Below are 26,345 nucleotides of genomic sequence, written 5' to 3'. Positions count from 1 at the left end.
AAGGGCCGGTGGCGTGATTCACGCACCGGCCTTTGTCGTCTTTGAGCGGTCCGAAGATAATGCGAGCCTATAGAGGGACACTGTTTCGCAACCGCCAGGTCGCAAGCCCGGCAACCAACACTCCAAGACCTGCCATGCTGCGTTTCTTTCTGATCTTTCTGGCCATCCAGCTGACGATGTTCGGGCTGAACCTGCTCAGTTGGGTGCAGCAGCACATCGTGCTGCCCTGGACGGCCTTCCTTGCGCACATCTGCGCCTCGCTGGTGACCTGGTTCGACAGCACGGCCTCGGCCACGGGCAAGGTGCTGTGGAACACGGCCACGGGCTTCGGCGTCTCCATCGAGGCCGGCTGCAACGGCCTGGAGGCCTACATCGTGCTGTTTGCCGCCGTGATGGCCTTCCCCTCGTCATGGCGCCAGAAGCTGGTGGGCCTGCTGGCCGGCTTCGTGGCCGTGCAGGCCATCAACGTGCTGCGCGTCATCAGCCTGTTCTACCTGGGCCAGTGGAGCACCACGGCCTTCAACTTCGCGCATGAGTACCTCTGGCAGGCGCTGATCATGCTGGACGTGCTGGTGTTCTGGCTGCTGTGGGTGCGCTGGAGCGGGCGCAAGGCGCCGTCGCAGGATGACGGCGGCCAGCCGCCGCTGCCGCCTGCCGCTGCAGCTTCCGCCGCCGTGGCCGCCTGAGGAGCAGGCCATGATTGGACGCAATCCCATCTCGCGCTTCGCGGCCCTGGCCATGGGCGGCATCGTGGTGCTGACCCTGGCCTGGACGCTGGCGGCCGGCTGGCTGGCCGTGCCGGTGTCCGGCATGAGCAAGTGGGTGCTGGAGAACGCCGCCAACGGCTGGGTGCAGCGCGTGGACCTGGAGACGCCCCGCAACCTGGTCGTCAATTCCTCGGTCCAGGTCTCCAACGAGCAGACCGGCTGGCGCCGCGCCGAGGCCATCGTCGAGGTCGATCCCGCTCGCTACGGCTACGGCCTGCCCGTGCTGGTGGCCATGCTGCTGGCGGCCTGGGGGCCGGGCCGGTGGTGGCGCATCCTGGTGGGCTATGTGGCGCTGCTGCCCTTGCAGACCTTCAGCGTGGTCTCGCAGGTGCTGATGCAGCTGTGCCTTGCGGCGCGGCTTGACCTCAACGTGCTGGGCATACAGACATGGCAGCTGGAGGCCATCGTCTACGCTTACCAGATGGGCGGGCTGATGGTGCCCACGCTGTGCCCGGTGCTGCTGTGGCTGGCGCTGGACATGGGTTTTGTGCGCCGCGTGCTGCTGCCGGCCTGGAACCGCAGCCGGGCGCCTGCCGCCGCGCCCCAGCCCATGGTGGCGCCCAAGCCCTCGGCCTGGCGCCAGACCGATGGCGCCGCCACCTCCACCGGCCACCCGCTGGTGTCCTCCAGCAGCGCGGCCACCCTGCCCAAGGCCAAGGCCACCAGCGGCACGCCGCAGCGCTGAAGGTTATGCGCGGCCGACTTCAGGCCTGAGCGGGCATGGGCGGCAGCAGGCCGCGCTCGGTGATGAAGTCGATCACCTCGCGCAGGCCCTTGCCGCTTTTCACGCTGCCCATCACATAGGGCTTGTGGGCGCGCATGCGCTGCGTGTCGGCTTCCATGATGGACAGGTTGGCGCCCACGTAGGGCGCCAGGTCGGTCTTGTTGACCACCAGCAGATCGCTCTTGGTGATGCCGGGGCCGCCCTTGCGCGGAATCTTCTCGCCGCCGGCCACGTCGATCACGTAGATGGTCAGGTCCGACAGCTCGGGGCTGAAGGTGGCGGCCAGGTTGTCGCCGCCGCTTTCGATGAAGACGATGTCCGCCTCGGGGAACTGGCGCAGCATGCGGTCCACGGCCTCGAGGTTGATGGAGGCGTCCTCGCGGATGGCCGTGTGCGGGCAGCCGCCGGTCTCCACGCCCATGATGCGTTCGGGCGGCAGGGCCTCGGCCACCGTCAGCAGGCGCTGGTCTTCCTTGGTGTAGATGTCGTTGGTGATGACCACCAGGTCGTAGTGGGCGCGCATGGCCTTGCACAGCATCTCCAGCAGCGTGGTCTTGCCGGAGCCGACCGGGCCGCCGATGCCGACGCGCAGCGGGGGGAGTTTCTTGGTGCGGGTGTTCATGGTGGACTTGGGGTGAGTGATCAGGACCGGAAGAGCCGGGAGTACTGGTGTTCGTGCCGTGCCTGCAGCACGCTCCATTGGGGCAGCATGGTGTCCAGCCGGGGCGGCGTATCGCTGGCGCGGCGGCGTGCCTCGCCCACGGCCTGCTCCAGCAGCGGATGCAGGGCCAGCAGCAGGCTCTGGCCCGCCACCTGGCCCAGTGGCACGGCCTTGATGGCAGCGGCCACCTGGTTCTCCAGCCAGGCAAAGCCATAGGCCAGCAGGGCATGGTCCTCGTCGGCATCCACGGCGGCGCAGGCACAGGCAAAGGCCGTGGGATAGGCCAGGCCAGGGGTGTCCACAAGGGCGCCCAGTTGTGCGATGCGGGGCGCAAAGGCCTCGCCGCCCCAGGGCACGGAGCGCAGCAGGCTGTGCAGCGACCAGCCCATCTGCAGCGTCTCGGCACGGGCCTCGCGGCTGTCGCGGCTGGCAATGAACCATTGGTTCCATTCGTGCACTGCCCCTGCGTCGCCTTCGCTCCAGGCCCGGCGCAGCAGCAGCCACAGCGGCGCCTCGCAGCGTGCAAAGCCGTGGGCCAGCGCATCGGCAATCCAGGTGCGCGCCGTGCCGGCATCCGTGACCAGGCCGTGCTCGATGGCGGCCTCCAGCCCCTGCGAATAGCTGAAGCCGCCCACGGGCAGCTGGGGCGATGCCAGGTGCAGCAGGGCGCACAGCCCCTGTATCGACAGGTCAGCCATGCGGATGGTCGTGGCTGTGCCCGTGTCCGTGTCCGTGTCCGCAGCAGCCTTTGTGGTCATGGTCATGGCTGTGGTCGTGGCCATGTTCATGCCCGTGGGAATGATCGTGTGAATGGTCGTGGGAATGGCCGTGTGCGTGCCCATGGTCATGCAGCGCATACACGCTCTGCGCCAGCGCCTGGTCTTCGGCAAAGCTGGCGTCATGGCCGTGGCGGTGGCCGCCGCCATAGGCGCCGGCCTCGGGCTCGAAGGGCGCATCCACCAGGGCCACCTGCGCGCCCAGGCGCAGCAGCATGTCGTGCAGCACGGGGTCGTTTTCCAGGTGCAGGTGCGTGGGCGTGACCTCCACCGGGATATGCCGGTTGCCCAGGTGGTAGGCCGCACGCAGCAGGCCCAGCGGCGTGGCCGCCGTCACGCGCAGCACCGCCTGGGGCGCGGCGCGCACGGCGACCAGGCTGCCATCCTCTGCCACCAGCACATCGCCGCCGCGCAGCACGCTGCCGCGCGCCAGCACCACGGCCAGCTCGCGCCCCGTGGAGTCAATGGCCGCAAAGCGGCTCTTCTGGCGCATGTCCCAGTCCAGTTCCAGCGTGGCGGCGCGCCTGACCAGCACGGCGGCAAGGCCCCCGCCCTGGGGCATGTGTTTGTTGACGGTGAGCATGGGGTGATCAGAACAGAAAATACCGCTGCGCCATCGGCAGCTCGGTGGCGGGCTCGCAGGTCAGCAGCTGGCCGTCGGCCACGACCTGGTAGGTCTCGGGATCGACGCTGATGTCGGGCTGCCAGTCGTTGTGCACCATGTCGCGCTTGCTGACGCTGCGGCAGTTTTCCACGGCCACGGTGCGCTTGCGCAGGCCGTAGCGGTCTGCCACGCCGGCCTGCTGGGCGGCCTGCGAGACGAAGGTGAGGCTGGCCGCCGCCACGCCGCTGCCCTGGCCCGCGAACATGGGGCGGTAGTGCACGGGCTGGGGCGTGGGGATGCTGGCGTTGGGGTCGCCCATGGCGGCGGTGGCGATGCTGCCGCCCTTGAGGATGAGGCTGGGCTTGACGCCGAAGAACGCAGGCCGCCACAGCACCAGGTCGGCCAGCTTGCCGACCTCGACCGAGCCCACGACATGGGCGATGCCATGCGTGCGTGCGGGGTTGATGGTGTACTTGGCCACGTAGCGCTTGACGCGGAAGTTGTCGTGGCGCGCGTTGTCGCCCGGCAGGCTGCCGCGCTGGACCTTCATCTTGTGCGCGGTCTGCCAGGTGCGCAGCACCACTTCGCCCACGCGGCCCATGGCTTGGCTGTCGCTGGAGATCATGGAGAAGGCGCCGAGGTCGTGCAGCACGTCCTCGGCGGCGATGGTCTCGCGGCGGATGCGGCTTTCGGCGAAGGCGATGTCCTCGGCAATCGAGGCATCCAGGTGGTGGCAGACCATGAGCATGTCCAGGTGCTCGTCCAGCGTGTTCACCGTGTAGGGCCGCGTGGGGTTGGTGGACGAGGGCAGCACGTTGGCCTCGCCGCAGACCTTGATGATGTCGGGCGCGTGGCCGCCGCCCGCGCCTTCGGTGTGGTAGGTGTGGATGGTGCGGCCCTTGAAGGCGGCCACCGTGGCCTCGACGAAGCCGCCCTCGTTGAGCGTGTCGGTGTGGATGGCGACCTGGGTGTCGGTCTCGTCGGCCACGCCCAGGCAGCAGTCGATGGCGGCGGGCGTCGATCCCCAGTCCTCGTGCAGCTTCAGGCCGATGGCGCCCGCCGCGATCTGCTCGCGCAGCGGCGCGGCCTGGCTGGCGTTGCCCTTGCCCAGCAGGCCGATGTTCATGGGGTAGCCGTCCACGGCCTGCAGCATGCGCTCCATGTGCCAGGGGCCGGGCGTGACCGTGGTGGCGAAGGTGCCCGTGGCCGGGCCCGTGCCGCCGCCGATCATGGTGGTCACGCCGCTGGTCAGCGCCTCGTCGATCTGCTGCGGGCAGATGAAGTGGATGTGCGTGTCGATGCCGCCGGCCGTGACGATCATGCCCTCGCCCGCAATGATTTCCGTGCCGGGGCCGATGACGATGGTCACGCCCGGCTGCATGTCCGGGTTGCCGGCCTTGCCTATGCCTGCGATCAGCCCGTTCTTGATGGCGATGTCGGCCTTGACGATGCCCCAGTGGTCGATGATCACGGCATTGGTGATGACGGTGTCGGCGCAGTCGGCGGCCATGCGCTGGCTCTGGCCCATGCCGTCGCGGATGACCTTGCCGCCGCCGAACTTGACCTCTTCGCCGTAGATCGTGTGGTCCTTCTCGATCTCGATGACCAGGGCCGTGTCGGCCAGCCGCAGGCGGTCGCCCACGGTGGGGCCGAACATCTCGGCATAGGCCTGGCGCGTGATGCTTGCCATGAATGTTCCCTTTCAGAGAGGCCCCATCACCTTGGCGTTGAAGCCGAAGATGATGCGGTCGCCGGAGATTTCCACGAGTTCCACGGTGCGCTCCTGCCCGGGCTCGAAGCGCACGGCCGTGCCGGCCGCGATGTTCAGCCGCCAGCCGCGTGCGGCGGCGCGGTCGAAGTGCAGGGCCTCGTTGACCTCGAAGAAGTGAAAGTGCGAGCCCACCTGCACGGGCCGGTCGCCGGTGTTGGTGACCGTGAGGGTCTGCACGGGCCGGCCTGCGTTCAGCAGGATCTCGCCGGGCTCGGCCAGCAGCTCGCCGGGGATGATGCGCTCGGTCATGTGCGGCTCCCGCGATCAGCCTGCCAGCGCCACGGCACCGTAGCCCATGGCGGCCACGCCGGCCAGGCGTGCGGCCCAGGCCGATGCCGTGCCGCCGCGCATGGCCCGGCCAAAGGCCACGCCCAGCGCATGCAGCACCAGCGTGGTGGCGACCATGCCCGCCATGTAGACCCAGAACACGGCTGCGGGCAGCGCGTGGGGGAAGACCTCGCCATGCGCGTATCCGTGGAACAGCGCGAAGGCGCCGGCCAGCACCATGGCCAGGGCCACGGGCAGGCGGCGCTGGGCCACCAGCAGCAGGCCGAAGGCCAGCAGCGAGGCGGCCACCATGGGCTCCACGGCCGGCAGCTCCAGCGGGGTCTGCGTCAGCGCCAGGCCCAGCGCCATGCAGGCGGCAAAGGCCACGGGCGGCAGCCACTGGCGCTTGAGCATCAGCCCGCACCACAGGCCCAGCGCCACCATGGCCAGCAGATGGTCCAGGCCCGCGATGGGATGGGACAGCCCGGCCATCAGGGCCTGCATGGCGCCGTCGCCGGCATGCAGGTGGGCGCCGGCCCCCGTATGGGCGCTGGCGGCCGTGGCGGCGGCCAGCAGGGCCGGGGCGAGCAGAAGGCGGGGATGGAACATGGCGGATCTCCTCAAACGATCGGGTGATGAACGGTGACCAGCTTGGTGCCGTCCGGGAAAGTGGCTTCGACCTGGATGTCCGGGATCATTTCTGGGATGCCCTCCATCACATCGGCGCGCGTCAGCACCGTGGTGCCCAGGTGCATGAGCTCGGCCACGGTCCTGCCGTCGCGCGCCCACTCCAGCACGGCAGCGCTGATCAGCGCCACGGCCTCGGGGTAGTTGAGCTTCAGGCCGCGCGCCTTGCGCCGCTCGGCCACCAGGGCTGCGGTGAACAGCAGCAGCTTGTCTTTTTCACGCGGGGTGAGTTCCATGGACGAGTCTCCGTTGATCAGGTGGCCCACAGGCGCGGGGGGCGGGCTTGTTGATTGAGCAGGGCCGGGCGCAGCAGGCGCCAGCCTTCATGCAGCACGGCCCGTGCCGCCTCCATGCGGCGGGCAAGCACGCGCAGCAGCAGCACCGAGGGCGCGCCGCCCTGGCCGGCCAGCAGGCTGGCACCGGCGCGCACTTCGTCGCTCCAGGGCAGGCTGGCGGCCAGTTGCTCGCTCAATGGCTCCATGGCCGCCAGGGGTTCCGGGGCCACGGCCCAGAGGCTGGCCTGTATGGGCAAGCCTGCCCAGGCAACCGGGCTGGACAACAGGGCATGGCCGCAGTGCAGCTCGCCCTGTTCCAGCCACAGTGGCAGGCCCGCATGGGTCAGCCGGTTGTGAAGCTGCAGCCGCGCAGGCGGTGCGTCGGCATGGTTCCAGTGCTCGCCTGCGCCATAGCGGCCCAGCACCGTGGCGTCCCAGCCGATGGCGCGCGCACCCGGGGCAAGCTCCAGGTCCAGCGCCATGGTGGCGTCGGCACCGGCAAACAGCATGTTTTCCTGCGGCAGCCATTCCAGGATGGCGCCTTCTTCCACGCGCAGCCGCACGCGCTGCGCGGCCGGGCGGCCCTGGGACTTGTACCAGCGCGTGGCGCCTGGCGTGGTCAGCAGGGCGTGGGCGCCGGGCTCCACGGTCACATCGATCTGCAACTGGTCGCCGCCAGCCACGCCGCCGGGCGGGTGCAGCAGCACGGCATGGCAGATGCCGGGGCCTTCAGGGTGCAGCGGCTTTTGCACGCGCAGCGGGCCGCTGTGGCGTGCGTGGGAAAGCACGCTGCCCTGGCCGGCACGGTGCCCGAAGCGCAGCTCCAGCATGGCTTGCCAGCCCGAGGCGGACGTGGGCACGGCGGTGATCGGTAGCGCTGCGGACATGGGCGGGGCGGACGGTACAGGGCGTGTGGGTGGTAACGGCCTTCCGTCATGCATTTAGCGTGCCAATCCGGTGCAGTGGCGGCTGCGCCCTGCTGGTGCGCTGGCGCATCGGATTGGTGCGTGCGCTGCCATGCGCGGGGCGGAATGCGGCACGCTTGCGGTGCATTCCCGCGCCGCCGTGCCGCAGGTTGGTGCGATGCCCTACGCCCGTGCCTTGGCCTGGCGCGCCAGGCTTCTGTCCCAGGCGACCACGGCCAGCGTGCACAGGCTCAGGGCCAGGCCTGCAACGCCGGCACCCGTCCATCCCCAGTGCAGCCACACCGTCGAGCCCACGGCCGAGCCCAGCGAGGCGCCGATGAAGTACCCCGTCATGTAGACCGCATTGATGCGCGATCGCGCCGAAGGCGCCAGCGCGTAGATCACGTTCTGGTTGCTGATGTGCAGGGCCTGCAGCGCGGCATCGACGATGAGCAGCCCCGCCAGGAACCACCACAGGCTGGTGCCGCCCAGCCACAGCGCCCCCCAGCCCGCCAGCATGAGCAGGCCGCCGGCCAGCGTGGTGCGCTGCTCCAGCCCCCGGTCGGCCAGCCGGCCGGCCATGTTGGCCATGAGGGCGCCGGCCACGCCGACCAGGCCGATGAGGCCGATCTGCGCATCGCCGAACCCGTAGCCCGGCCCGGCCAGCAGCAGTGCCATGGTGGAGAACAGCACGCTCACCGTGGCAAAGCCCATGCCGCCGATCAGCGCCCGGCTGCGCAGGCGCGGCTGCTCGCGCGCCAGCGTGAGCAGGGAGCGCATCACCGCGCCATAGCCGATGCGCTGGGCCGGCTGCGCCAGCGGCAGCGCGCGCCGCAGCAGCAGGGCCACGCCGGCCGTGGCCAGGGCACCGACCCAGTACACGGCATTCCAGCCGCCCAGGTCCGAGAGCACGCCGGCCACGCTGCGCGAGGCCAGGATGCCGATCAGCAGCCCGCTCATGACCAGGCCCACGGCGCGCCCGCTGGCGCCGGGCGCCGCAAAGCTGGCCGCCATGGGCACCAGCACCTGGGCCGCGACCGAGAACAGCCCCGTCATCAGCGTGCCCGCCGCCAGCAGCGCAAAGCTGTGCGCCATGCCGCTGGCCAGCATGCCCAGTGCGGCCAGCAGCATCCGGCCCAGCACCAGGCGGCGGCGTTCCAGCATGTCGCCCAGCGGCACGAGCAGCAGCAGTCCCAGCGCATAGGAGACCTGGGCCATGGTCACTGTCAGTGAGGCACGCGCCTCGCTGATGCCCAGGTCGATGGCGATGGAGTGCAGCAGCGGCTGGTTGAAGTAATTGGCGCCCGCGCACAGGCCGCAGGCCGTGGCCATGAGCAGCAGGGTGCTCTGGGGCAGCACGGGCGCGGCGGTGGCCTGCATGGGCGGCGAGGGCAGGGCGGAGGCCGGGGAGGATCTGTTCATCGGACGAATGCCTGTGGTATCTGCTGATGGGTGGCAAGCGGATGGCTCAGACCCACAGCGGCGGCCGCGCCGGCTGGGCGGTGGCGGGCAGTGCGGCCACGGCATCGACCTCGATCAGCATGCCGGGCAGGGCCAGCCGGGGCACGGGGATCAGGGTGCAGGCCGGAAAGCGCGGCAGGGTATTGCTGGGGGCGCCATCGCCGGGGGCACCGTCGCTCCAATGCAGGCGCACGGCGGCCTGCCAGTCGTTGAAGCGGGCCTCCGAGTGGTCCACGATGAGCAGGGTCAGCTTGACCACCTGGCCCATGTCCGCGCCCGCCGCCTGCAGCGCCAGCTTGAGGTTGGACAGGGCCTGCTGCGCCTGGGCCGCGAAGCTGTCGGGCAAGTCGCCCGCCTGGTTCTCGCCGCCCTGGCCCGAGACGAAGGCCCATTGCGCCGGCCCGTGCACGGTGACCACATGGGTGTAGCCGTTGGGCGTGGCGTCGTAGAGACCGGCGGGCTGCAGATGGTGCAGTTGCGGGGCCGTGGAAGCGGCGGGCTGTGCCGAGGCGGCTGGAAGTGCGTCGTGTTGCATGGTGGGCCTGGAGTCCGAAAGTGCGCCGGCTGGACCGGCGAGGCTTGCCAGTGTGAAACCTCAACCAAAGTTGAGGTCAAATGCAGGCCTGCTTGGACCTATTTTTCCTGCGCCTATTTTCTGCTGCCATGAATCTGTCTTCTGCCGGTGTCACCGCGTCCGACCATGACGGGCCGGCCATCCTCTCCGTGGGCGAAGTGGCCCGGCGCAGTGGCATCTCCGTCTCGGCCCTGCATTTCTACGAGCGCCAGGGGCTGATCGAGAGCCTGCGCACGCCCGGCAACCAGCGCCGCTATGCGCGTGCCGTGCTGCGGCGCGTGGCCGTCATCAGGGTGGCCCAGCGCATGGGCGTGCCGCTGGCCGAGATTGCCGAGGCGCTGCAGGAGCTGCCCAGCGGCCGCACACCCACGCAGGCCGACTGGAGCGCGCTGTCCGCACGCTGGCGCCATGCGCTGGATGCGCGCATCCAGGGGCTGACCCAGCTGCGCGACCAGATCGACGGCTGCATTGGCTGCGGCTGCCTGTCCCTCAAGGTCTGCCCGCTGCGCAATGACGGCGATTGCCTGGCCAAGGACGGGCCGGGGCCGCACTTTCGCTGAACAGCCTGCGCTTGGGCGTGAACAGGTCCTAGTGCTTGGGCATGGGCAGCGTGGGCGTGCGCGTGCACATCCAGCACAGCCAGCCGGCCAGCACGCCCATGACGATGCAGTAGGCGACCAGGGCCTCGGTGATGCCGATGTGGTCCGAAAGCCAGCCCAGGCCCAGGATGGGCACGATGGTGCCCAGGTAGCCGACCACCAGGTAGGTGGACAGCAGGCCCGTGCGCGTGGCCGGTGTCGAGACCTTGTTGACGATGGACATGCCCGCCAGGTTGCACAGGCCGTGGCCCGCCGCCGTGGCGATCACGCTGAGCGCGAACAGCAGGGCCGAGCCCGCAAAGCTGTTGACCAGCAGCAGGAGGTTGCAGGCCACCAGGCAGGCAAAGCCCAGAATGGCCGAGCCCTTGGTCGGGCGCGGGCGCGCCAGGTACTGGAAGCCCGCCGAGAGGAACAGGATCACGCCGATGGACAGGCCCGAAACGGCCGGCCCATGCCAGGGCACCATGCGCTGCATGAAGCTGGGCGCCAGCGATGCGAACAGGCTGAACATGCCGAAGGCGCAGAACGCACACATGCCGCCCAGCGCGTAGTGGCGCGCAAAGCGGCGCTCGGGCAGGGTGATGGTGGGCATGAAATCACGCCAGTGCAGCGCGCGTGCCTGGGTGGAGGCCAGCTCCGCCGGCTCGGCAATGCGCACCTGGTACAGCGCATAGACGGCCAGCAGGCCCAGCCCCAGCGACGGAATGTAGGCCGTGACCAGCGGCCAGGGCAGCCACTGCGCGATCAGCCCGCCCACCACGGGGCCCAGCCCGAAGCCGAAGGCAATGGTCAGGCTGGTCGTGGCCGCGGCACGCTGCAGGTCGCCCCGGTTGTTGAGCCGGGTCATGCCCACCGAGGCCGAGGTGGTGATCAGCCCCGAAGCCACGCCGATCACCACGCGGCCCAACGCAAAGCTGGGCACGTTCCAGGCCACGGTGGAGGCCAGCACGCCCAGCGTCATCAGGATCAGCCCGGCGCGCAGCACGGCGACAAAGCCGAAGCGGTCGGTCAGCCGGCCCAGGAACAGCAGGCTGGCCAGTGCGCCGAACATGTAGGCCACGAAGATCTGCGTGATGTGGCTGGGCTGCAGCCCCCAGGCCTGCTGGTACAGCGGGTACAGCGGGCTGGCCAGGGCCGTGCCCATGACACCCACGCACATGGAAAAACACACCCACGCATAGGGCGGCCAACGGGTTTGCATAGAAAAAGGGAACGCGAAGAAGACGAAAGCGAGGGAAAGAGGCGCCGCGCAGGCCTTGCGCCCCGAGGCGCCGCGGCACTGTCCGGGAGCGCATGGAATCTGGAATGACCCGCAGGCCAATGGGTGAATTCTAAGAAACCCGCGTGTCCTGGGTGTTTCGCCGCCTCCGAGCCCCTGGCATGCACCCGGGCATACCGCTGGCATCGTGCGCCAGGCGGGTGGGTGTACCCTGTGGCCGTCCCTGTGTTTTCCCTTGTCCAGAGAGTCCGGCATGCCAGTTCCACCTACCGCCTTCATCACCTGCCCGCCATTGCGCAAGGCGGCTGGTGCCGCGCTTGCCGCATGCTTGCTGCTGCTGGCCGGTTGCGGCTCGGTAGGCGGCGGCGTGGGCATAGGCATTCCCGTCGGCCCGGTATCGGTGGGCGTCGGGCTGGGCAGCGGCGGGCTGAGCGCCGGTGTCGGCACGGGCGTGGGGCCGCTGGGCGTTGGCGTGGGCGTCAACCAGAGTGGCCAGGTCCTGGGCAGCGCCGGCGTGGGCGCCTCCACGGGCGTGGGCGGCGCGCGGGTGGGTATGGGCGTGGGCTCGTCCACCTTGCTGCACGACCCGCAGCGCTCCGCCACCCAAACACCGCAGGAGCCCGCACCTGCAGCGCCCTCCCAGACCCCCGCCGGCCAGCTGCAATGGCGCGACGCCAGCGGTCAGGTCGTACCGGCCTGCCGCGTCGACGGGCGTTGCTAACGCTTAAGCGTATGCGTCGCCCTGGAAGGTGCGCCTGGCCCAGCCTAGCGCAGCCGCTCAGGGGGTACTTCGGTTCACCCCGCCCAGACGATACGGTCCCGGCCCGCGTTCTTGGCGAGGTACAGGCGCCGGTCGGCATCGGCCAGCAATTGGTCGGCGCTGTTGTCGGGCGAAGGCGCCATGCTGGCCACACCCAGGCTGACGGTCAGCGCATGGCCCAGGGGCGAGGCGGCGTGAGGCAGGTCCAGCGCCCTGAGCGCATCGACGATGCCCTGCGCAACCAGCACCGCGCCGTCCAGCGCCGTATGGGGCAGCAGGCAGACGAATTCCTCGCCGCCATAGCGCGCCAGCAGGTCGCCAGGCCGGTGCAGCGCGCCCTGTATGGCCTGGGACAGCTGGCTCAGGCATTCATCGCCGACCAGATGGCCGTAGTGGTCGTTGTAGGCCTTGAAGTGGTCCACATCGATCATCACCAGCGACAGCGGCTCGCCCAGCCGCTGCAGGCGCATGAACTCGCGCTCCAGCTGGGCGCCGAAAAAGCGCCGGTTGGCCGTGCCCGTCAGCCCGTCGCTGTGCGAGAGCAGCTGCAGCATCTTGCGCTGCTGTGCAATCTCCAGATGCGTGCGCACACGCGCCTTGAGCACGGGCGGGCGAAAGGGCTTGGTCACGAAATCCACCGCGCCCAGGTTCAGTCCCAGTTCCTCGCAATGGGGCTCGGTCAGCGCCGTGAGAAAGATGACGGGGATGTGGGCGGTTTCCAGGTCCGCCTTCAGGCGCCGGCAGACCTCGAAGCCGTCCATCTCGGGCATGCGGATGTCCAGCAGGATGAGGTCGGGCAGGTACTGGCGGGCCAGGGTCAGCGCGTCCTCGCCCGTGTGGGCCATGAGCACGCTGCACAGATCCTTGATCACCTGGCAGATGATGGCGGCGTTGTCCGGGACGTCGTCCACCACAAGCACCTTCTGCCCGGCAGGCAAGGGCTGTAGCGGGTTGGGCAGCGTAGGGGGGAAGGCGGAGTAGGGCATGGCCGGTGGGATTTCGGGCCGAGAATACCCCGGAACCCGCAGCCCTGGATAGGGCGCAGGGGGTGTGGACAATTTGTAAAGATCTCTGTCTTCGGCAGGCAGGAGGCCCGGTGGCCTCAGGCGTATAGAGGCTCTTCCTGCATCGCCTCGATCTGCTCGTTGAGCATGTCCACCTGTCCGCGCCAGTAGTCGGGCGTGCCGAACCAGGGGAAGTTGATGGCAAAGATCGGGTCGTCCTGGCGTCGCGCCAGCCAGGCGCTGTAGTGGATGAGGCGCAGCGTGCGCAGCGGCTCGATCAGGGCCAGCTCGCGGCGGTCGAAGGGGCGGAACTGCTCATAGCCATCCAGCAGGGCCCCCAGCTGGCGCGTGCGCTGGCTGCGGTCGCCCGACAGCAGCATACACAGGTCCTGCACGGCCGGGCCCGTGCGCGCATCGTCCAGGTCCACGAAATGCGGGCCGCCATGGCCTTCGTCGTCCAGCGGCGTCCACAGCACGTTGCCGGGATGGCAGTCGCCGTGCAGGCGCAGCGTGCGCGCGCTGTGCAGGCCGAAGTGGCCGGCTGCGCTCAGGCCGTCGGCAGCGGGTGCCATCAGCTCAAGGGCGCGCTGGCAGGCGGCTTTCCAGGTGGATTCCACCTCCAGCGGAATCATTTTCCGGTCCAGCAGCCATTGCATGGAGTCGTGGCCGAAGGTGGCCAGGTCCAGCGCGGGCCGGTGCACAAACGGGCGGGCTTCGCCCACGGTGTGGATGCGGGCCAGGAAGCGCCCGGTCCACTCCAGCACCTCGAAATCGTCCAGCTCGGGCGGGCGGCCACCGCGCCACGGGCTGACCGAGAAATCAAAGCCCGCATAGCTGTGCAGCGTGGCACCTTCCAGCACCAGCGGGGGCACGGCAGGCACTTCGGCGGCCGTCAGCTCGGCGCTGAAGGCGTGCTCCTCCAGGATCTGATCGCGGCTCCAGCGGCCCGGGCGGTAGAACTTCAGCACCACGCGTTCGCCGTCCTCCAGCACGGCCTGGTAGACGCGGTTTTCGTAGGAGGCCAGGGCCGTGAGCCGGCCATCGCCCCACAGGCCGACCGAGGCCAGTGCGTCGAGCACGGCGTCGGGCGTGAGCCGGGCATAGGCGTGCGAACCGGCATCGGGGACGGCACTCAGATCAGGATCGTATGGTGTGGCAGACATGGGGCGATTGTCGCCGGGCTGGCTTAAGCTTTGCGTCCGCCCGACAACGCCGATCCGCCCGCCGTGCCGCTGCTGCCCCACTTCCTGCAATCCCATGCCATCGCCAGTGCGGCCGGGCCATCCGACGACTGGAGCGCCTGGCACCTCGGCCGTGGCCGCTATGCGGTCTGGGTGGTGACGATGCAGGCGCTGGCCCCGCCTGTGCGCGACGCAGTGCAAGCCGCCTGTGCGCAGGCACGCCGCTGGCTGGGCGCGGCGCTGGTCCCGCACTGCCAGCGGCAACTGCACGTGACCCTGGCCACCGCGGGCTTTCTGGATGGCGGTGCGCAACTGCCGCAGGCCTACGGCGCGGCGCAACTGTCGCGCGACCTGCTCGCGCTGCAGCACCTGCCGGCCGCGCCGCTGCAGCTGGAGTTCGGTGGCTGGGGAAGTTTCGAGCTGGCGCCCTACCTTCAGGTGCGCGACGGCAGGCCGGACGGCTGCACGCTGCACGGACTGCATGGCGTACTCGCGCAGACAGGGCCAGGGCTGGTGCTGACCGAGGCGATGCGCCCCTACGTGCCCCATGTGACGCTGGGCGCCTGGAGCGCTGCCTGGCCCCGTGACCAGGTGCTGCAATGGATGAGCGGCCTGCCAATGCAGGAGCACTGGCAGGCCGCCGTGGGCGAGATCGCGCTGGTCAGCTATGCAGCCGATGTGCTGCACGGGCCGTTGACCTGCCACGCCCGCTACGACCTCCTGGGCCGCAGGCTGCACTGGCTGCAGAGGCCGGACTGGGCCTGATCAGGCCAGGGTGATCTGCACGTCGATGTTGCCGCGCGTGGCGTTGGAGTAGGGGCAGACCTGGTGGGCCGCGTCCACCAGGGCCTGGGCGGCGGCCCTGTCCATGCCGGGCAGGCTGACCTTCAGGCGCGCGGCGATGCCGTAGGCGTTGGGGATGGTGCCCAGGTCCACTTCGGCGTCGATGGCCAGGTCCTGGGGCAGGCTGATCTTCTGCTTGCCGGCCACGGCCTTGATGGCGCCGATGAAGCAGGCCGAGTAGCCGGCGGCGAACAGTTGCTCGGGGTTGGTGCCCGTGCCGCTGGTGCCCGGCGAGGACAGGGTCACATCCAGGCGTCCGTCATCGGTGCGCGAGGCGCCGTCGCGGCCGCCGGTGGTGTGGGCACGTGCGGTGTACAGGACTTTTTCGAGCTGGGCCATGGTGTCTTCCTTTTGCAAAGTTGTCCGGCGTGCGGACGGGTGGAGGAAATCGTCTGCGGGTGGTCGTCAATCGCTGCGGCGCGGCACCAGCCGCTGGCGCAGTGCGCCCAGTTGCTGCGTCAGCGCCTGCAACTCGGGCAGCGTGCACTGCGTGCTCTGCAGCACGCAGGCGGGAATCTTTTCAGCCGCATCGCGCAGCGCCCGGCCTTGCGAGGTGAGCGTGATGCGCACGCGCCTCTCGTCCTGCGCATCGCGCACCCGCTCCAGCAGGCCCGCGCCTTCCAGGCGCTTGAGCAACGGGGTCAGCGTGCCCGAATCCAGATACAGCTGTTCGCCGATCTCGGACACGGTCAGGCCGTCGCGCTCCCACAGCACCAGCATCACCAGGTACTGCGGATAGGTCAGGCCGATGCCATCGAGCAGGGGCTTGTACAGCTTGGTCATGGCCAGCGATGCCGAGTACAGCGCGAAGCAGACCTGGTTGTCCAGGCGCAGAAGCTCGGAGCTGTCGAGAGGAAGGGGGTGGCTGCTGGGCATGGGTTGAATTATTGCTGTCAATTAAATTGTGCACAACTTAATTTGAAAAACCCCTTCGGATCGGAAGGTGAAGATCCGCAGGGGTCGAGGGACCGAGGGGGCCTATCGGCCCGTGAAGCGCGCGGGGCGTTTTTCGATGAAGGAGCGCACGCCCTCGGCCGCATCCTCGCTGCTGGCCAGGCGCTGCTGCACGGGAATGAAGTCGGCCACGGCGGCGGCCTGGCCCAGCTCGATGGCCTTGAGCACATTGAGCCGCGTGGCCACCACGGCCTGCGGGGCCTGGGCTGCAATCCGCTCGGCAATGCGCAGCGCCTCGGCCAGCTCCTGGCCGGCCGGCACCACCTTCTGCACGAAGTTCAGGCGATAGGCCTCGGCGCTGTCGAATTCGTCGGCCGTCAGCAGGTGCAGCATGGCATTGCCCACGCCCGCACGTTCGGCCATGCGCAGCGTGGCGCCGCCCGTGGGCATGATGCAGCGCTGCACCTCCAGCTGGGAAAAGCGGCAGTCATCGGCCGCGACCACGATGTCGGCGCCCAGCATCAGCTCGATGCCCACCGTGAAGCAAATGCCCTTGACCGCCACCACCATGGGCTTGGCGCGGCGCCGGTAGCCGACCAGGCCGTAGTCGTGCGGCTCCACCAGGCCTTGCGGGATGGCCTTCCTGCCCGAGCGCAGGTACTCCGCCATCACCGGCAGGTCCAGCCCCGCCGTGAAATGGCTGCCGAACGCATGCAGCACGCCCACGCGCAATTGCGGGTCGTCGTCCAGCCGGGTATAGGCCTCGGCCAGCTGCTGGAACATGGGGGGCGTCCAGCCGTTGCGCTTGGCGGGGCGGTTGATGCCGATCAGCAGCACATGGCCGCGCACTTCGCAGCTGATGCAGCCTTCGGGCGGCGGGGTGGGGGTGTTGATGTCCATGCGTGTCTCCTGCGCATGGACCTTAGAGCAGGCCGCTGGAGGGCGCAGTCGCGCAGAAGACGGCCGGCCCGTGCGGGCCGGCAGGCAAAGGCCGTGTATCAGTAGCTGTACACGCCGCGGCCCGTCTTGCGGCCCAGGCGGCCGGCGGCGACCATTTCCTTGAGCAGGGGGCAGGGACGGTACTTGCTGTCGCCGAATTCCTTGAGGTAGACCTCCATCACGGCCAGGCACACGTCCAGGCCGATCATGTCGGCCAGGGCCAGCGGGCCGATAGGCTGGTTGCAGCCCAGCTTCATGCCGGCGTCGATGTCCTCGGCCGATGCCAGGCCTTCGGCCAGCACGAAGAAGGCCTCGTTGATCATGGGCACCAGGATGCGGTTGACCACGAAGCCGGGGGCATTCTTCACGGTGATGGGGCTCTTGCCCAGGCGCTCGGACAGTTCCTTGACCGTGGCGTGCGTCTCGTCGCTGGTCTGCAGGCCGACGATGATCTCCACCAGCGCCATCATGGGCACGGGGTTGAAGAAGTGCATGCCGATGAACTTGTCGGCACGGCCCGTCACGGCGGCCAGCTGGGTGATGGAGATGGACGAGGTGTTGGTGGCGACGATGACGTCGGCATCCAGCAGGGCGTCCAGCTGCTTGAGGATCTTGACCTTGAGCTCGTAGTTCTCGGTGGCGGCCTCGATGACCAGTTGCGCGCCCTTGAGCGCCGCGTAGTCGGTCGATGTCTTGATGCGGGCCAGGGCGGCGGCCTTGTCGGCCTCGGTCAGCTTTTCCTTCTTGATCAGGCGGTCCAGGCTGCCCGAGACGGTGGCCACGCCCTTCTGGACGGCGGCATCGGAGATGTCCACCATGACCACGTCGATGCCCGATACCGCGCAGGCCTGCGCGATGCCGTTGCCCATGGTGCCTGCGCCGATGATGCCTACGGTTTGAATTGCCATGACTGTCAGTCTCCTCAAACGAACAAAGTGAATGCGAACGTGAATGCGATCCAGCGATCGTAGCGGGATTCGGAGCATCCACCGGGTTTGCCCCGGCTTGCGGCGCCGCGCAGGCGACTGCAACAGTGGATGGCTACACCGCAGGGGAGGGGGAGGCATGCTGGACTACATCGTGATCGGAGGCGGCTCGGCGGGCTCGGTGCTGGCCGGGCGGCTCAGCGAGGATGCGCAGACGCAGGTGGCGCTGCTGGAGGCCGGGCCGGCCGACTCCAGCGTGCTCATCCACTGTCCGGCAGGCATGGCCGCCATGGCCAAGGGCGGGCGCCACAGCTGGGGCCTGTCCACCGTGCCGCAGCCGGGCCTGGGCGGGCGGCGTGGCCACCAGCCGCGCGGCAAGGTGCTGGGCGGCTCCAGCGCGGTCAACGCCATGGTCTATGTGCGCGGCCAGCCGGCCGACTACGACCACTGGGCCGCCCAGGGCAATCCGGGCTGGAGCTGGAGCGAAGTCTTGCCCTACTTCCTGCGCGCCGAGCACAACGAACGCGGCGCCGACGCCTGGCACGGCACGGGCGGGCCGCTGAACGTGGCCGAGCTGCGCGATCCCAACCCGCTGTCCCGGGCCTTCGTGCAGGCGGGCGTGCAGGCCGGCCATGCGCACAACGCGGATTTCAACGGCCAGGCGCAGGAGGGTGTGGGCCTGTACCAGGTCTCCCAGCGCAACGGCGAGCGCCACCACGTCGCCAAGGCCTATCTGGCGCCGCACCGTGCCAGGCCCAATCTGCGCGTGGAAACGGGTGCCCAGGTGCTGCGCATTCTGTTCGAGGGCCGGCGCGCCGTGGGCGTGGAGTACCTGCAGGGCGGTACGGTGCAGCAACTGCACTGCCGGCGCGAGGTGCTGCTCAGCGGCGGCGCGCTGCTGTCGCCGCAGCTGCTGATGCTGTCTGGCGTGGGGCCGGGCGATCACCTGCGTTCGCTGGGCATCGATGTGGTCCACCACCTGCCCGGCGTGGGCGCCCATCTGCATGACCACCCGGATGTGGTGCTGGTGGTCGATGGCGCGCAGCTGACCGACAGCTTCGGCCTGTCACTGGGCGGTGCGCGCAGATTGCTGGCCGCCGTGGGCCAATGGCGCAGCCAGCGGCGCGGCATGCTGACCACCAACTTTGCCGAGGCGGGCGGCTTCATCCGCAGCAGCCCCGGCGAGGCTGCGCCCGACCTGCAGCTGCACTTCGTGGTGGCCAAGCTGGTGGACCACGGGCGCAAGACGGTCTGGGGCCACGGCTATTCCCTGCATGTCTGCGTGCTGCAGCCGGCCAGCCGCGGCAGCCTGCGCCTGGCCAGTGCCGACCCGCTGGCCCTGCCGCTGGTGGATCCGGCCTTTTTCTCCGACGCGCAGGACCTGCGGCGCATGGTGAACGGCGTGCGCCGCGCCCGCGAGATCCTGGCCCAGCCGGCGCTGGCGGCCCTGGGCGGGCGCGAGATGCCGGCCTCGGCCGGCGCGCAGGACGATGCGGGCATCGAGGCCTTCATCCGCAGCCATGCCGACACCATCTACCACCCCGTGGGCAGCTGCCGCATGGGGCCGGGGCCCATGGACGTGGTCGATGCGCAGCTGCGCGTCTACGGCATCAAGGGCCTGCGCGTGGTCGATGCCTCGGTCATGCCGCGCATCGTCAGCGGCAACACCAATGCGCCCACGGTGATGATCGCGGAGAAGGCGGTGGACATGATCCGGGCCGCAGCGCGCTGAAGAACGGCCGGATCTCAGGCCCTGAAGCGCCTGCGCGTCATCGCCAGCGCAAACCAGTAGGCCGCCACCGTGGTGGCGGCCAGCACCAGGCCGTGGCGCAGCGGGTGGGCCGGCCACTCGTCCATGAACAGCGGGCGCACCAGCTCCACGGCATTGGTCAGCGGCAGCCAGTCCGAGGCCAGGCGCACGGCCTCGGGCAGCTGCTCGCGCGGGAAGAACACGCCGGACAGGAACATCATGGGCGTGAGCACCAGGGTGAAGTAGTAGGTGAAGAAGTCATAGCCCTTGGCCAGGGCGTTGAAGATCAGCGCGATGCTGGAGAACATGATGCCCACGCACAGCAGCACGGGCCAGGCCACCAGCAGCCTGGGCGAATGGCTGATGCCCAGCGCCAGCATCACGCCCAGGATGGCGGTGACCGTGAACAGCGCCTTGAAGGCGGCCCAGAGCATCTCGGCCAGCAGCACGCTGTCCAGGCTGATGGGCGCGTTCATGATGCCGTCCCAGGTCTTTTGCACATGCATGCGCGAGAAGGCCGAGTACAGCGCCTCGAAGCTGGCGGCATTCATGGCGCTCATGCAGATGGAGCCGCTGGCCAGGAACAGGATGTAGGGCACCTGCCGGCCCGTGGTGCCCACGGTGACCTCGCCCACCAAGGCGCCCATGCCGTAGCCGAAGGCCACCAGCCACATCAGCGGCTCGGCGATGTTGCCGATCAGGCTGGGCAGGGCCAGCTTGCGCCACACCAGCAGGTTGCGCAGGAACACCGGCCACCAGCGCAGCGACAGGTCGGGCGGGCGCCAGATGCTGGGGGTGTCCGATGCGGGTTCGGTCATGGTGGTTCAGCCGTCGGTTCTGATCTGTCGGCCGGTGAGCTTGAGGAACAGGTCCTCCAGGTTGGCCGGGCGGTGCAGGGTGCGCAGGTGGCTGTGCGCGGCCAGCGCCTGCAGCAGCGGGCGCGCGTCGTGCGTATAGAAGAAGACGGTGTCGCCACTGACCTCGGTGCGCCCGGCCAGTGGGCGCAGTGCCGCGTCATGCGCCAGGCCCAGGGCGCCGTTGCCGTAGGCCTCGACCACTTCGGGCTCCAGGTGCTCGGCGATGAGTTCGCGCGGGCAGCCTTCGGCGATCTTGCGGCCGTGGTCCAGCACCAGCAGCCGGGAGCACAGGCGCTCGGCCTCGTCCATGAAATGCGTGGTCAGCAAGATGGCCTTGCCCTGCTGCAGCAGCCACTGCAGACGCTCCCAGATCAGGTGGCGTGCCTGCGGGTCCAGGCCCGTGGTGGGTTCGTCCAGCAGCAGCAGGCGCGGGTCGTTGACCAGGGCGCGCGCCAGGGACAGGCGCCGTTTCATGCCGCCGGACAACTCGCCCGGCCTGGCCGCGGCCTTGTGCGACAGCGCCGCGAAGTCCAGCAGCTGCGGTATGCGGTCACGCATCTGCGCCGTACCCAGTCCGAAGTAGCGCGCGTAGACGCCCAGGTTTTCCGCGCAGCTGAAGTCGGGGTCCAGCGTGTCGTTCTGCGAGACCACGCCCAGCCGCGCCTTGATGGCCAGTGCATCGGCAGGCATGTGCAGCGGCGGCGAGCCGTCTTCGGGGTGGTAGAGAACATGGCCCGCATCGGGTGCCGTCAGGCCCAGGCAGATGCGCAGCGTGGTGGTCTTGCCCGCGCCATTGGGGCCGATCACGCCCAGGCATTCGCCGGGAGCGATGGAAAAGGACAGGTCATCGACCACCGTGGTGTCGCCGTAGCGCTTGCGCAGGTTCAGGGCGTCGAAGAGCGCGGGCATGGAGCGTTTTCCTGGGGTCCGGGGCTAGCGCGCAGGCTTGGCGGCCAGTGCGGGCCTGGCCGGCGCATCCGGCGTCTCCGACGTCTCCGATACAGCAGGCGCATCGGCGCAGGCCTGCTGCTGCGGTGGGCTCAGCCGCACCTGCGTCCAGCAGTCACGCCCGCGGCGCTTGGCAGCGTAGAGGGCGGCATCGGCGGCGGGCAGCAGCATTTCCAGGCGCAGGCCGTCCCAGACCTGGGGCGCGTGGGCGCAGCCGGCACTGAAGCGGACTTCGAAGCCCAGCGTCTGCGTCGAGGCCTGCAGCAGCGCGGACTGCAGCCGGGTGCACAGGGTATCCACACCGTCGTCCGTGGTGTAGAGCAGCAGGCAGAACTCCTCGCCGCCCCAGCGCGCAGCGATTTCGTCACTGCGCAATTGCTGCTGCAGCAGGCGGGCGAAGAGGCACAGCGTACGGTCGCCCATGGCATGGCCGTATTCGTCGTTGACATGCTTGAAGTGGTCCAGGTCCAGCATCACCAGGGCCAGGGCCTGCCGGTGGCGCTGGGCATGCGCCAGCATGGCGGGGGCGCGCTCCAGCAGGGCGCGGCGGTTGGGCAGGCCGGTGAGCATGTCCTGCAAGGCCATGTCGCGCAGCTGCTGGCTGGTCTCGTCGCGCCAGGCCACCAGCACGGCCACCATCAGCAGCGTGCTGCTCAACGTGACCAGCAGGGCGAATATCTGGTTGGCGCCGCTGTCGGCCGTGAAGCTGGGCAGGAAGGGCGTGGCCAGGGCCAGGTAGCTGCGCACCAGAAGTACCAGCCCCATGAAGACGGCCACGCCGCACATCAGATAGCGCCAGCTGCGTGCCACGGGGCGGCGTGGCTCCAGGCACAGGCCGGCCAGCGCCAGCAGGCTCAGTCCGTGGGCGGCGCTGAACCAGCCGGTGCGCAAGGACAAGTGGGGCAGCAGCAGGGTGAAGCCCAGCGGCCCCAGAAAGCACAGCGCGATCAGGCCGCGTTCCAGCCAGGGCGGCCGGGGCCCCAGCCATTCGCGCAAGGCGCGCGCCATCTGCCACTGTGCCGATGCCGCGCAGGCTGCTGCGCCCAGCGACAGCAGTTCGCGCGAGAGCAGGCCTTGCGGCAGGCGGCTGGCGATGAGGATGAAGATCCAGGCCCCGGCCTGGATCAGGAAGAAATGCTGGGCATGGCGCGCGGCACCGCTGACGCGCCGCCCCATGGCCAGCGGCAGGGCGGCTGACATGGCCATCATGTTGAGGGCCACGACCGAGGTCATGGAGAAAAAATCCAGGGTGGGCAGCGTGGATGGCATGTGCGTCCCTGGATGGCGGTGCGAAGCGGGGCCCTTGGAAGAAGGTGGCCGGTGGCGGGGCGCTACTGGAACGCCACCTCCGCGAAGCTGCGCAGCTTGCGGCTGTGCAGGCGCTGGGTGCCGCCCTCGCGCAGGATGTCGATGGCGCGCATGCCGATGCGCAGGTGCTGGTCCACGCGCTCGCGGTAGAAGTGGTTGGCCATGCCGGGCAGCTTGATCTCGCCGTGCAGCGGCTTGTCGGACACGCACAGCAGCGTTCCATAGGGCACGCGGAAGCGGAAGCCGTTGGCCGCGATGGTGGCGCTTTCCATGTCCAGCGCCACGGCGCGGCTCTGGCTGAAGCGCAGCTGGGGCAGGTTGTTGGGCAGCAGCTCCCAGTTGCGGTTGTCGGTGCTGGCCACGGTGCCGGTGCGCATGATGCGCTTGAGGTCGGGGCCGTCCATCTGCGTGACGTCGGCCACGGCCTGCTGCAGGGCCAGCTGGATTTCGGCCAGCGCGGGAATGGGCACCCACAGCGGCAGCTCCTCGTCCAGCACATGGTCCTCGCGCACATAGGCGTGGGCCAGAACGTAGTCGCCCAGCTGCTGGCTGTTGCGCAGGCCCGCGCAGTGGCCCAGCATCATCCAGGCGTGCGGGCGCAGCACGGCGATGTGGTCGGTGATGGTCTTGGCATTGGCCGGGCCCACGCCGATGTTGACCATGGTGATGCCGCTGTGGTCGGCGCGCACCAGGTGGTAGGCCGGCATCTGCGGCAGGCGCGGCGGCGGCGTGCCCAGCTCGTCATTGGGCTGGGCCGGCAGGCCGGTGCGGCGCGTGACCACGTTGCCGGGCTCGATGAAGGCCACGTACTCGCTGTCCTCCCGGGCCATCTCGGCGTGGCCCAGGCGGATGAACTCGTCGATGTAGAACTGGTAGTTGGTGAACAGCACGAAGTTCTGGAACCACTCCGGCTGGGTGCCCGTGTAGTGGCGCAGCCGGTGCAGCGAATAGTCCACGCGCGGGGCCGTGAACAGCGACAGCGGCAGGGCCTCGCCCGGCTGGGGGCGCCAGGTGCCGTTGGCGATGCCGTCGTCCATGGCCTCGAGGTCGGGCAGGTCGAACACATCGCGCATCAGCTGCCGGCGCTCGCGCGACAGCGTGCCTTCGATGTGGTCGTTCTCGGCAAACGAGAAGTGGATGGGGATGGGCTTGTCGCTCAGGCCCACTTCCAGCGGCACGCCGTGGCTCTTGATCAGCAGGCGGAACTGCTCGGCGTAGTAGCGCGAGAACAGGTCGGGCCGCGTGAGCGTGGCCTCGTGCGTGCCCGGCCCCTCGACAAAGCCGTAGGCCAGCTGCGTGTCCGCGCGTGACACGGTGGCCGTATGCATGCGCACGAAGGGGTAGTAGGCGTGGACGGGGGCGGCCGGGGTTTCACCGGAGACGAAGCGCTGCATGTTCGTGCGCAGGTGCTCTATCTGCTCCCGGTAGATCTGCTGTACGTGCTCCAGGGCCCGCTGGGGGTCGGTGTGCAAGGTGGCTGCGGCCCTTGAGGCCTGCGAGGGGTTGTGAAGCGAAACCATGGGCTATTGTCGTTGGACTGGATGACTGTTGTGCAACTGCCAGGCGCGCGCTCTGTCGGCCGGCATGGGCGGCGCCACAAGGTACCCCTGCATCATGCCGCAGCCCAGGTCGCGCAAAAGCTCCAATTGGGCAGGTGTTTCCACGCCTTCAGCGACGATGTCCAGATGCAGGCTGTGGCCCATCTGCACGATGGCGGTGACGATGGCCGTGTCGTCCTCGCTATCGGGCACGTCGGCGATGAAGGACCGGTCTATCTTGAGCTGGTTGATGGGGTGGCGGCGCAGATAGGCCAGCGAGGAATAGCCGGTGCCGAAGTCGTCGATGGCCAGGCCCACGCCCAGGGCCTGCAGCGCCTGCAAGGTGTCCTGCACCTGGCCGCTGGTGTGCATCAGCGTGGACTCTGTCAGCTCGATGTGCAGCCAGCGCGCTTCCAGGCCGGTTTCCTCCAGCACCAGGGCCACCTCGCGCGCCATGTTGCGCTGGCGAAATTCCAGCGCGGAGACATTCACGGACAGGGGTACGGGCCGCAGCCCCTCGTCCTGCCACTGGCGAGCCTGGCGGCAGGCCTCGCGCAGCACCCAGTGGTCTATGGCCGAGATCAGGCCGCGCGCCTCGGCAAAGCCGATGAACTCGCCGGGCAGCACCAGGCCGCGCTGCGGGTGGCGCCAGCGCACCAGGGCCTCGAAGCCCGCCAGCCGGCCATCGGCCGTGAAGGTCTGGGGCTGGTAGTGCAGCTCGAACTCGCCGCGCTCCAGCGCGCCGCGCAGTTGCTGCTCCTGCATCAGCATCTGGGTGGCCTGGCCGCCGTGGGCGGGTGCGTAGAACTGCAGGTTGCGCCGGCCGCTGTCCTTGGCCGTGTGCGTGGCGCTTTCGGCGCGGTTGAGCAGTTCCTCGGCGCTTTTTCCGTCGCCCGGGTACATGGCGATGCCCATGCATGGCGAGACCACCAGCGGCGTGCCGTCGATGGTGCAGGGTGCCTCGATGATGCGTTGCAGGTGCCTGGCCTGGGTCTCGGTCTCCTGCGGATCGGGATCATCGGTGAGCACGACCACGAATTCGTCCCCGCCCACGCGCGCCACCAGATCATGGGCGCGCACGCTGCCGCGCAGGCGCTGGGCGACCTCGCACAGCAGCAGGTCGCCGGCCTGGTGGCCCAGCGAGTCGTTGATGGTCTTGAAATGGTCCAGGTCGATGAGGAGCACGGCCAGCGAGCGCTGCTTGACCGAGGCCAGCGACAGCGCCTGGCGCAGCATCTGGATCAGGCGCACCCGGTTGGGCAGCTGGGTGAGCTGGTCGTGCTGGGCCAGGAAGTCCATGCGCTCCTGGGCCAGCTGGCGCAGCGTGATGTCGCGCACCAGCACGATGCGGTAGGGCCCGCCCTCGGCCGGCATGGTCTTGGCCTCTATCTCCACGGGGATGCGGTGGCCGTCCTTGTGCTGGATGGCGCCGTCGAAACGGTCCTCGCGGCCGCTGCGCATGTACTGCAGTGCGTAGAGGCGGAATTCCGGGCAGATGTAGTCGAGGATGGGGCGGCCGGTCAGCTCGTCCAGCGTGTAGCCGGCCAGGCGGGACAGGGCCTCGTTGCCGTCGATGATGAGGCCGTCGCGGTGCATGACGATGGCCTCGGTCGTGACCTCGGTGAACTTGCGCATGCGCTCTTCGCTGTCACGCACCTTCTGCGCCACATGGTGGTGGTGGCTCACGTCGGTGATCTGCACCACGGCGCCCTGCAGCCGGCCCTGCTCGAAGTGCGGCATCAGCAGCGACTCGATATGGCGAGGCGGTCCATCCGGCTGGGGCACCTCGCGCTCGTAGCGCACATGCTCGCCGCGCAGGCCGCGCTCCACCTGCGGCGCGATGAGCTGCCACACGGCCTCGCCCACGATCTCGCGCACGGTCTTGCCCACGGCCTCGGCGGGCGTCAAGCCGAAATTGCGTGCGTAGTTGATGTTGGCGAAGCGGCAGCGCAGCGTGCGCGCATCGAAATAGGCCAGCATGGCCGGAGCCGTGTCTGCTATCAGCCGCAACAGCGCATCATCGGGCCCCGTGTCTTGCGCATCGATGTTCTCTGGCATGCGTCCCCCTCGCTGGGGATTTATAGCGGAATCGCAGAGATTTTGATAG

At 69.2% G+C, this 26,345-nt stretch carries 28 protein-coding genes; 6 read left to right on the top strand and 22 right to left on the bottom strand.

Features of this window, described 5'->3' with window-relative positions:
* The first annotated feature begins 134 nt into the window (after nt 1–134).
* Together xrtH and PO605_RS03620 are read left to right on the top strand one after the other, a co-directional pair.
* Nucleotides 135–686 carry an exosortase H gene (gene xrtH, locus PO605_RS03625; protein WP_034390117.1) on the top strand — a complete coding sequence of 184 codons (552 nt, stop codon included), beginning with the start codon at nt 135–137 and terminating at the stop codon, nt 684–686.
* A 10-nt stretch (nt 687–696) separates the two neighbouring features.
* Nucleotides 697–1,452 carry an exosortase H-associated membrane protein gene (locus tag PO605_RS03620; protein WP_012203109.1) on the top strand — a complete coding sequence of 252 codons (756 nt, stop codon included), beginning with the start codon at nt 697–699 and terminating at the stop codon, nt 1,450–1,452.
* A 19-nt stretch (nt 1,453–1,471) separates the two neighbouring features.
* Here PO605_RS03620 and ureG read toward each other — a convergent pair whose 3' ends face one another.
* From ureG to PO605_RS03570, 10 genes are all read right to left on the bottom strand, one after another.
* Nucleotides 1,472–2,113, bottom strand: a complete 642-nt coding sequence (ureG, locus tag PO605_RS03615; protein WP_016446573.1) for an urease accessory protein UreG — start codon at nt 2,111–2,113, stop codon at nt 1,472–1,474.
* A 20-nt stretch (nt 2,114–2,133) separates the two neighbouring features.
* Nucleotides 2,134–2,850 carry an urease accessory protein UreF gene (locus tag PO605_RS03610; RefSeq protein ID WP_047472625.1) on the bottom strand — a complete coding sequence of 239 codons (717 nt, stop codon included), beginning with the start codon at nt 2,848–2,850 and terminating at the stop codon, nt 2,134–2,136.
* Complete coding sequence (gene ureE, locus PO605_RS03605) at nt 2,843–3,511, bottom strand: urease accessory protein UreE (protein WP_272206094.1); 669 nt, start codon at nt 3,509–3,511, stop codon at nt 2,843–2,845. Before ureE ends, PO605_RS03610 begins: the two co-directional genes overlap by 8 nt.
* Nucleotides 3,512–3,518: 7 nt before the next feature.
* Nucleotides 3,519–5,222, bottom strand: a complete 1,704-nt coding sequence (gene ureC, locus PO605_RS03600) for an urease subunit alpha (RefSeq protein ID WP_047469646.1) — start codon at nt 5,220–5,222, stop codon at nt 3,519–3,521.
* A gap of 12 nt (nt 5,223–5,234) precedes the next feature.
* Nucleotides 5,235–5,540, bottom strand: a complete 306-nt coding sequence (locus PO605_RS03595; RefSeq protein WP_179217966.1) for an urease subunit beta — start codon at nt 5,538–5,540, stop codon at nt 5,235–5,237.
* Between the two features lie 27 nt (nt 5,541–5,567).
* The gene (locus PO605_RS03590) at nt 5,568–6,179 is read right to left on the bottom strand and encodes a HupE/UreJ family protein (RefSeq protein WP_272206092.1); all 612 of its coding nucleotides are present in this window, start codon (nt 6,177–6,179) and stop codon (nt 5,568–5,570) included.
* A gap of 11 nt (nt 6,180–6,190) precedes the next feature.
* Nucleotides 6,191–6,493: an urease subunit gamma gene (locus PO605_RS03585; RefSeq protein ID WP_012203116.1), complete on the bottom strand. Its 303-nt coding sequence runs from the start codon at nt 6,491–6,493 to the stop codon at nt 6,191–6,193.
* 17 nt (nt 6,494–6,510) lie between these two features.
* Nucleotides 6,511–7,419 carry an urease accessory protein UreD gene (locus tag PO605_RS03580; RefSeq protein WP_272206090.1) on the bottom strand — a complete coding sequence of 303 codons (909 nt, stop codon included), beginning with the start codon at nt 7,417–7,419 and terminating at the stop codon, nt 6,511–6,513.
* Nucleotides 7,420–7,620: 201 nt separating this feature from the next.
* On the bottom strand, nt 7,621–8,859 hold the full coding sequence (locus tag PO605_RS03575) for an MFS transporter (protein ID WP_272206089.1): 1,239 nt from the start codon (nt 8,857–8,859) through the stop codon (nt 7,621–7,623).
* Nucleotides 8,860–8,905: 46 nt separating this feature from the next.
* Entirely contained in the window at nt 8,906–9,433 is a 528-nt protein-coding gene (locus tag PO605_RS03570; protein WP_034366849.1) for a RidA family protein, read from the bottom strand.
* A gap of 128 nt (nt 9,434–9,561) precedes the next feature.
* Between PO605_RS03570 and soxR the strand changes: the two genes are divergently transcribed.
* Nucleotides 9,562–10,032, top strand: a complete 471-nt coding sequence (gene soxR / locus PO605_RS03565) for a redox-sensitive transcriptional activator SoxR (protein WP_017407202.1) — start codon at nt 9,562–9,564, stop codon at nt 10,030–10,032.
* Between the two features lie 28 nt (nt 10,033–10,060).
* On the opposite strand, the gene PO605_RS03560 is transcribed toward soxR, so the two are convergent.
* Nucleotides 10,061–11,272: an MFS transporter gene (locus tag PO605_RS03560; protein WP_432430804.1), complete on the bottom strand. Its 1,212-nt coding sequence runs from the start codon at nt 11,270–11,272 to the stop codon at nt 10,061–10,063.
* A gap of 271 nt (nt 11,273–11,543) precedes the next feature.
* On the opposite strand from PO605_RS03560, the gene PO605_RS03555 reads away from it, so the two are divergent.
* Nucleotides 11,544–12,011, top strand: coding sequence for a hypothetical protein (locus tag PO605_RS03555; RefSeq protein WP_272206088.1), 468 nt, complete (start codon nt 11,544–11,546; stop codon nt 12,009–12,011).
* 74 nt (nt 12,012–12,085) lie between these two features.
* Here the strand turns inward: PO605_RS03555 and PO605_RS03550 are convergent, their stop codons facing one another.
* The gene (locus PO605_RS03550) at nt 12,086–13,036 is read right to left on the bottom strand and encodes a diguanylate cyclase (RefSeq protein WP_016446559.1); all 951 of its coding nucleotides are present in this window, start codon (nt 13,034–13,036) and stop codon (nt 12,086–12,088) included.
* Between the two features lie 116 nt (nt 13,037–13,152).
* Entirely contained in the window at nt 13,153–14,217 is a 1,065-nt protein-coding gene (locus tag PO605_RS03545; protein ID WP_272206087.1) for a serine/threonine protein kinase, read from the bottom strand.
* 30 nt (nt 14,218–14,247) lie between these two features.
* Between PO605_RS03545 and PO605_RS03540 the strand changes: the two genes are divergently transcribed.
* Entirely contained in the window at nt 14,248–15,000 is a 753-nt protein-coding gene (locus PO605_RS03540) for a 2'-5' RNA ligase family protein (protein ID WP_047474526.1), read from the top strand.
* On the opposite strand, the gene PO605_RS03535 is transcribed toward PO605_RS03540, so the two are convergent.
* The 4 genes from PO605_RS03535 to PO605_RS03520 form a co-directional block, all read right to left on the bottom strand.
* Nucleotides 15,001–15,417, bottom strand: a complete 417-nt coding sequence (locus tag PO605_RS03535) for an organic hydroperoxide resistance protein (protein WP_016451896.1) — start codon at nt 15,415–15,417, stop codon at nt 15,001–15,003. It abuts the gene before it with no gap.
* A 66-nt stretch (nt 15,418–15,483) separates the two neighbouring features.
* Nucleotides 15,484–15,954, bottom strand: coding sequence for a MarR family winged helix-turn-helix transcriptional regulator (locus PO605_RS03530; protein ID WP_047474528.1), 471 nt, complete (start codon nt 15,952–15,954; stop codon nt 15,484–15,486).
* Between the two features lie 102 nt (nt 15,955–16,056).
* Complete coding sequence (locus tag PO605_RS03525; protein WP_034366841.1) at nt 16,057–16,872, bottom strand: crotonase/enoyl-CoA hydratase family protein; 816 nt, start codon at nt 16,870–16,872, stop codon at nt 16,057–16,059.
* A 98-nt stretch (nt 16,873–16,970) separates the two neighbouring features.
* A complete protein-coding gene (locus PO605_RS03520) occupies nt 16,971–17,819 on the bottom strand; it encodes a 3-hydroxybutyryl-CoA dehydrogenase (protein WP_016446551.1) in 849 nt (282 codons plus the stop codon).
* A gap of 157 nt (nt 17,820–17,976) precedes the next feature.
* Between PO605_RS03520 and PO605_RS03515 the strand changes: the two genes are divergently transcribed.
* A complete protein-coding gene (locus PO605_RS03515) occupies nt 17,977–19,569 on the top strand; it encodes a GMC family oxidoreductase (RefSeq protein WP_272206086.1) in 1,593 nt (530 codons plus the stop codon).
* 14 nt (nt 19,570–19,583) lie between these two features.
* Here the strand turns inward: PO605_RS03515 and PO605_RS03510 are convergent, their stop codons facing one another.
* The 5 genes from PO605_RS03510 to PO605_RS03490 all read right to left on the bottom strand — a co-directional run bounded on the left by PO605_RS03510 (nt 19,584) and on the right by PO605_RS03490 (nt 26,296).
* Nucleotides 19,584–20,405: an ABC transporter permease gene (locus tag PO605_RS03510; RefSeq protein WP_016446549.1), complete on the bottom strand. Its 822-nt coding sequence runs from the start codon at nt 20,403–20,405 to the stop codon at nt 19,584–19,586.
* Between the two features lie 6 nt (nt 20,406–20,411).
* Nucleotides 20,412–21,353, bottom strand: coding sequence for an ATP-binding cassette domain-containing protein (locus PO605_RS03505; protein ID WP_047475019.1), 942 nt, complete (start codon nt 21,351–21,353; stop codon nt 20,412–20,414).
* A gap of 24 nt (nt 21,354–21,377) precedes the next feature.
* On the bottom strand, nt 21,378–22,661 hold the full coding sequence (locus PO605_RS03500) for a GGDEF domain-containing protein (protein WP_047475021.1): 1,284 nt from the start codon (nt 22,659–22,661) through the stop codon (nt 21,378–21,380).
* A gap of 62 nt (nt 22,662–22,723) precedes the next feature.
* Nucleotides 22,724–24,220, bottom strand: coding sequence for an AMP nucleosidase (locus tag PO605_RS03495; protein ID WP_016446546.1), 1,497 nt, complete (start codon nt 24,218–24,220; stop codon nt 22,724–22,726).
* A 3-nt stretch (nt 24,221–24,223) separates the two neighbouring features.
* Nucleotides 24,224–26,296, bottom strand: coding sequence for a putative bifunctional diguanylate cyclase/phosphodiesterase (locus PO605_RS03490; RefSeq protein WP_047475023.1), 2,073 nt, complete (start codon nt 26,294–26,296; stop codon nt 24,224–24,226).
* Nucleotides 26,297–26,345 lie beyond the last annotated feature (49 nt).

The organism is Delftia sp. DT-2 (genome assembly GCF_028401915.1).
In the GTDB taxonomy this organism is placed as follows: Bacteria; Pseudomonadota; Gammaproteobacteria; order Burkholderiales; family Burkholderiaceae_C; genus Comamonas; species Comamonas tsuruhatensis.
Note: the sequence above shows the minus strand (reverse complement) of the source record. Positions and strands in the feature narration are given on the sequence as shown.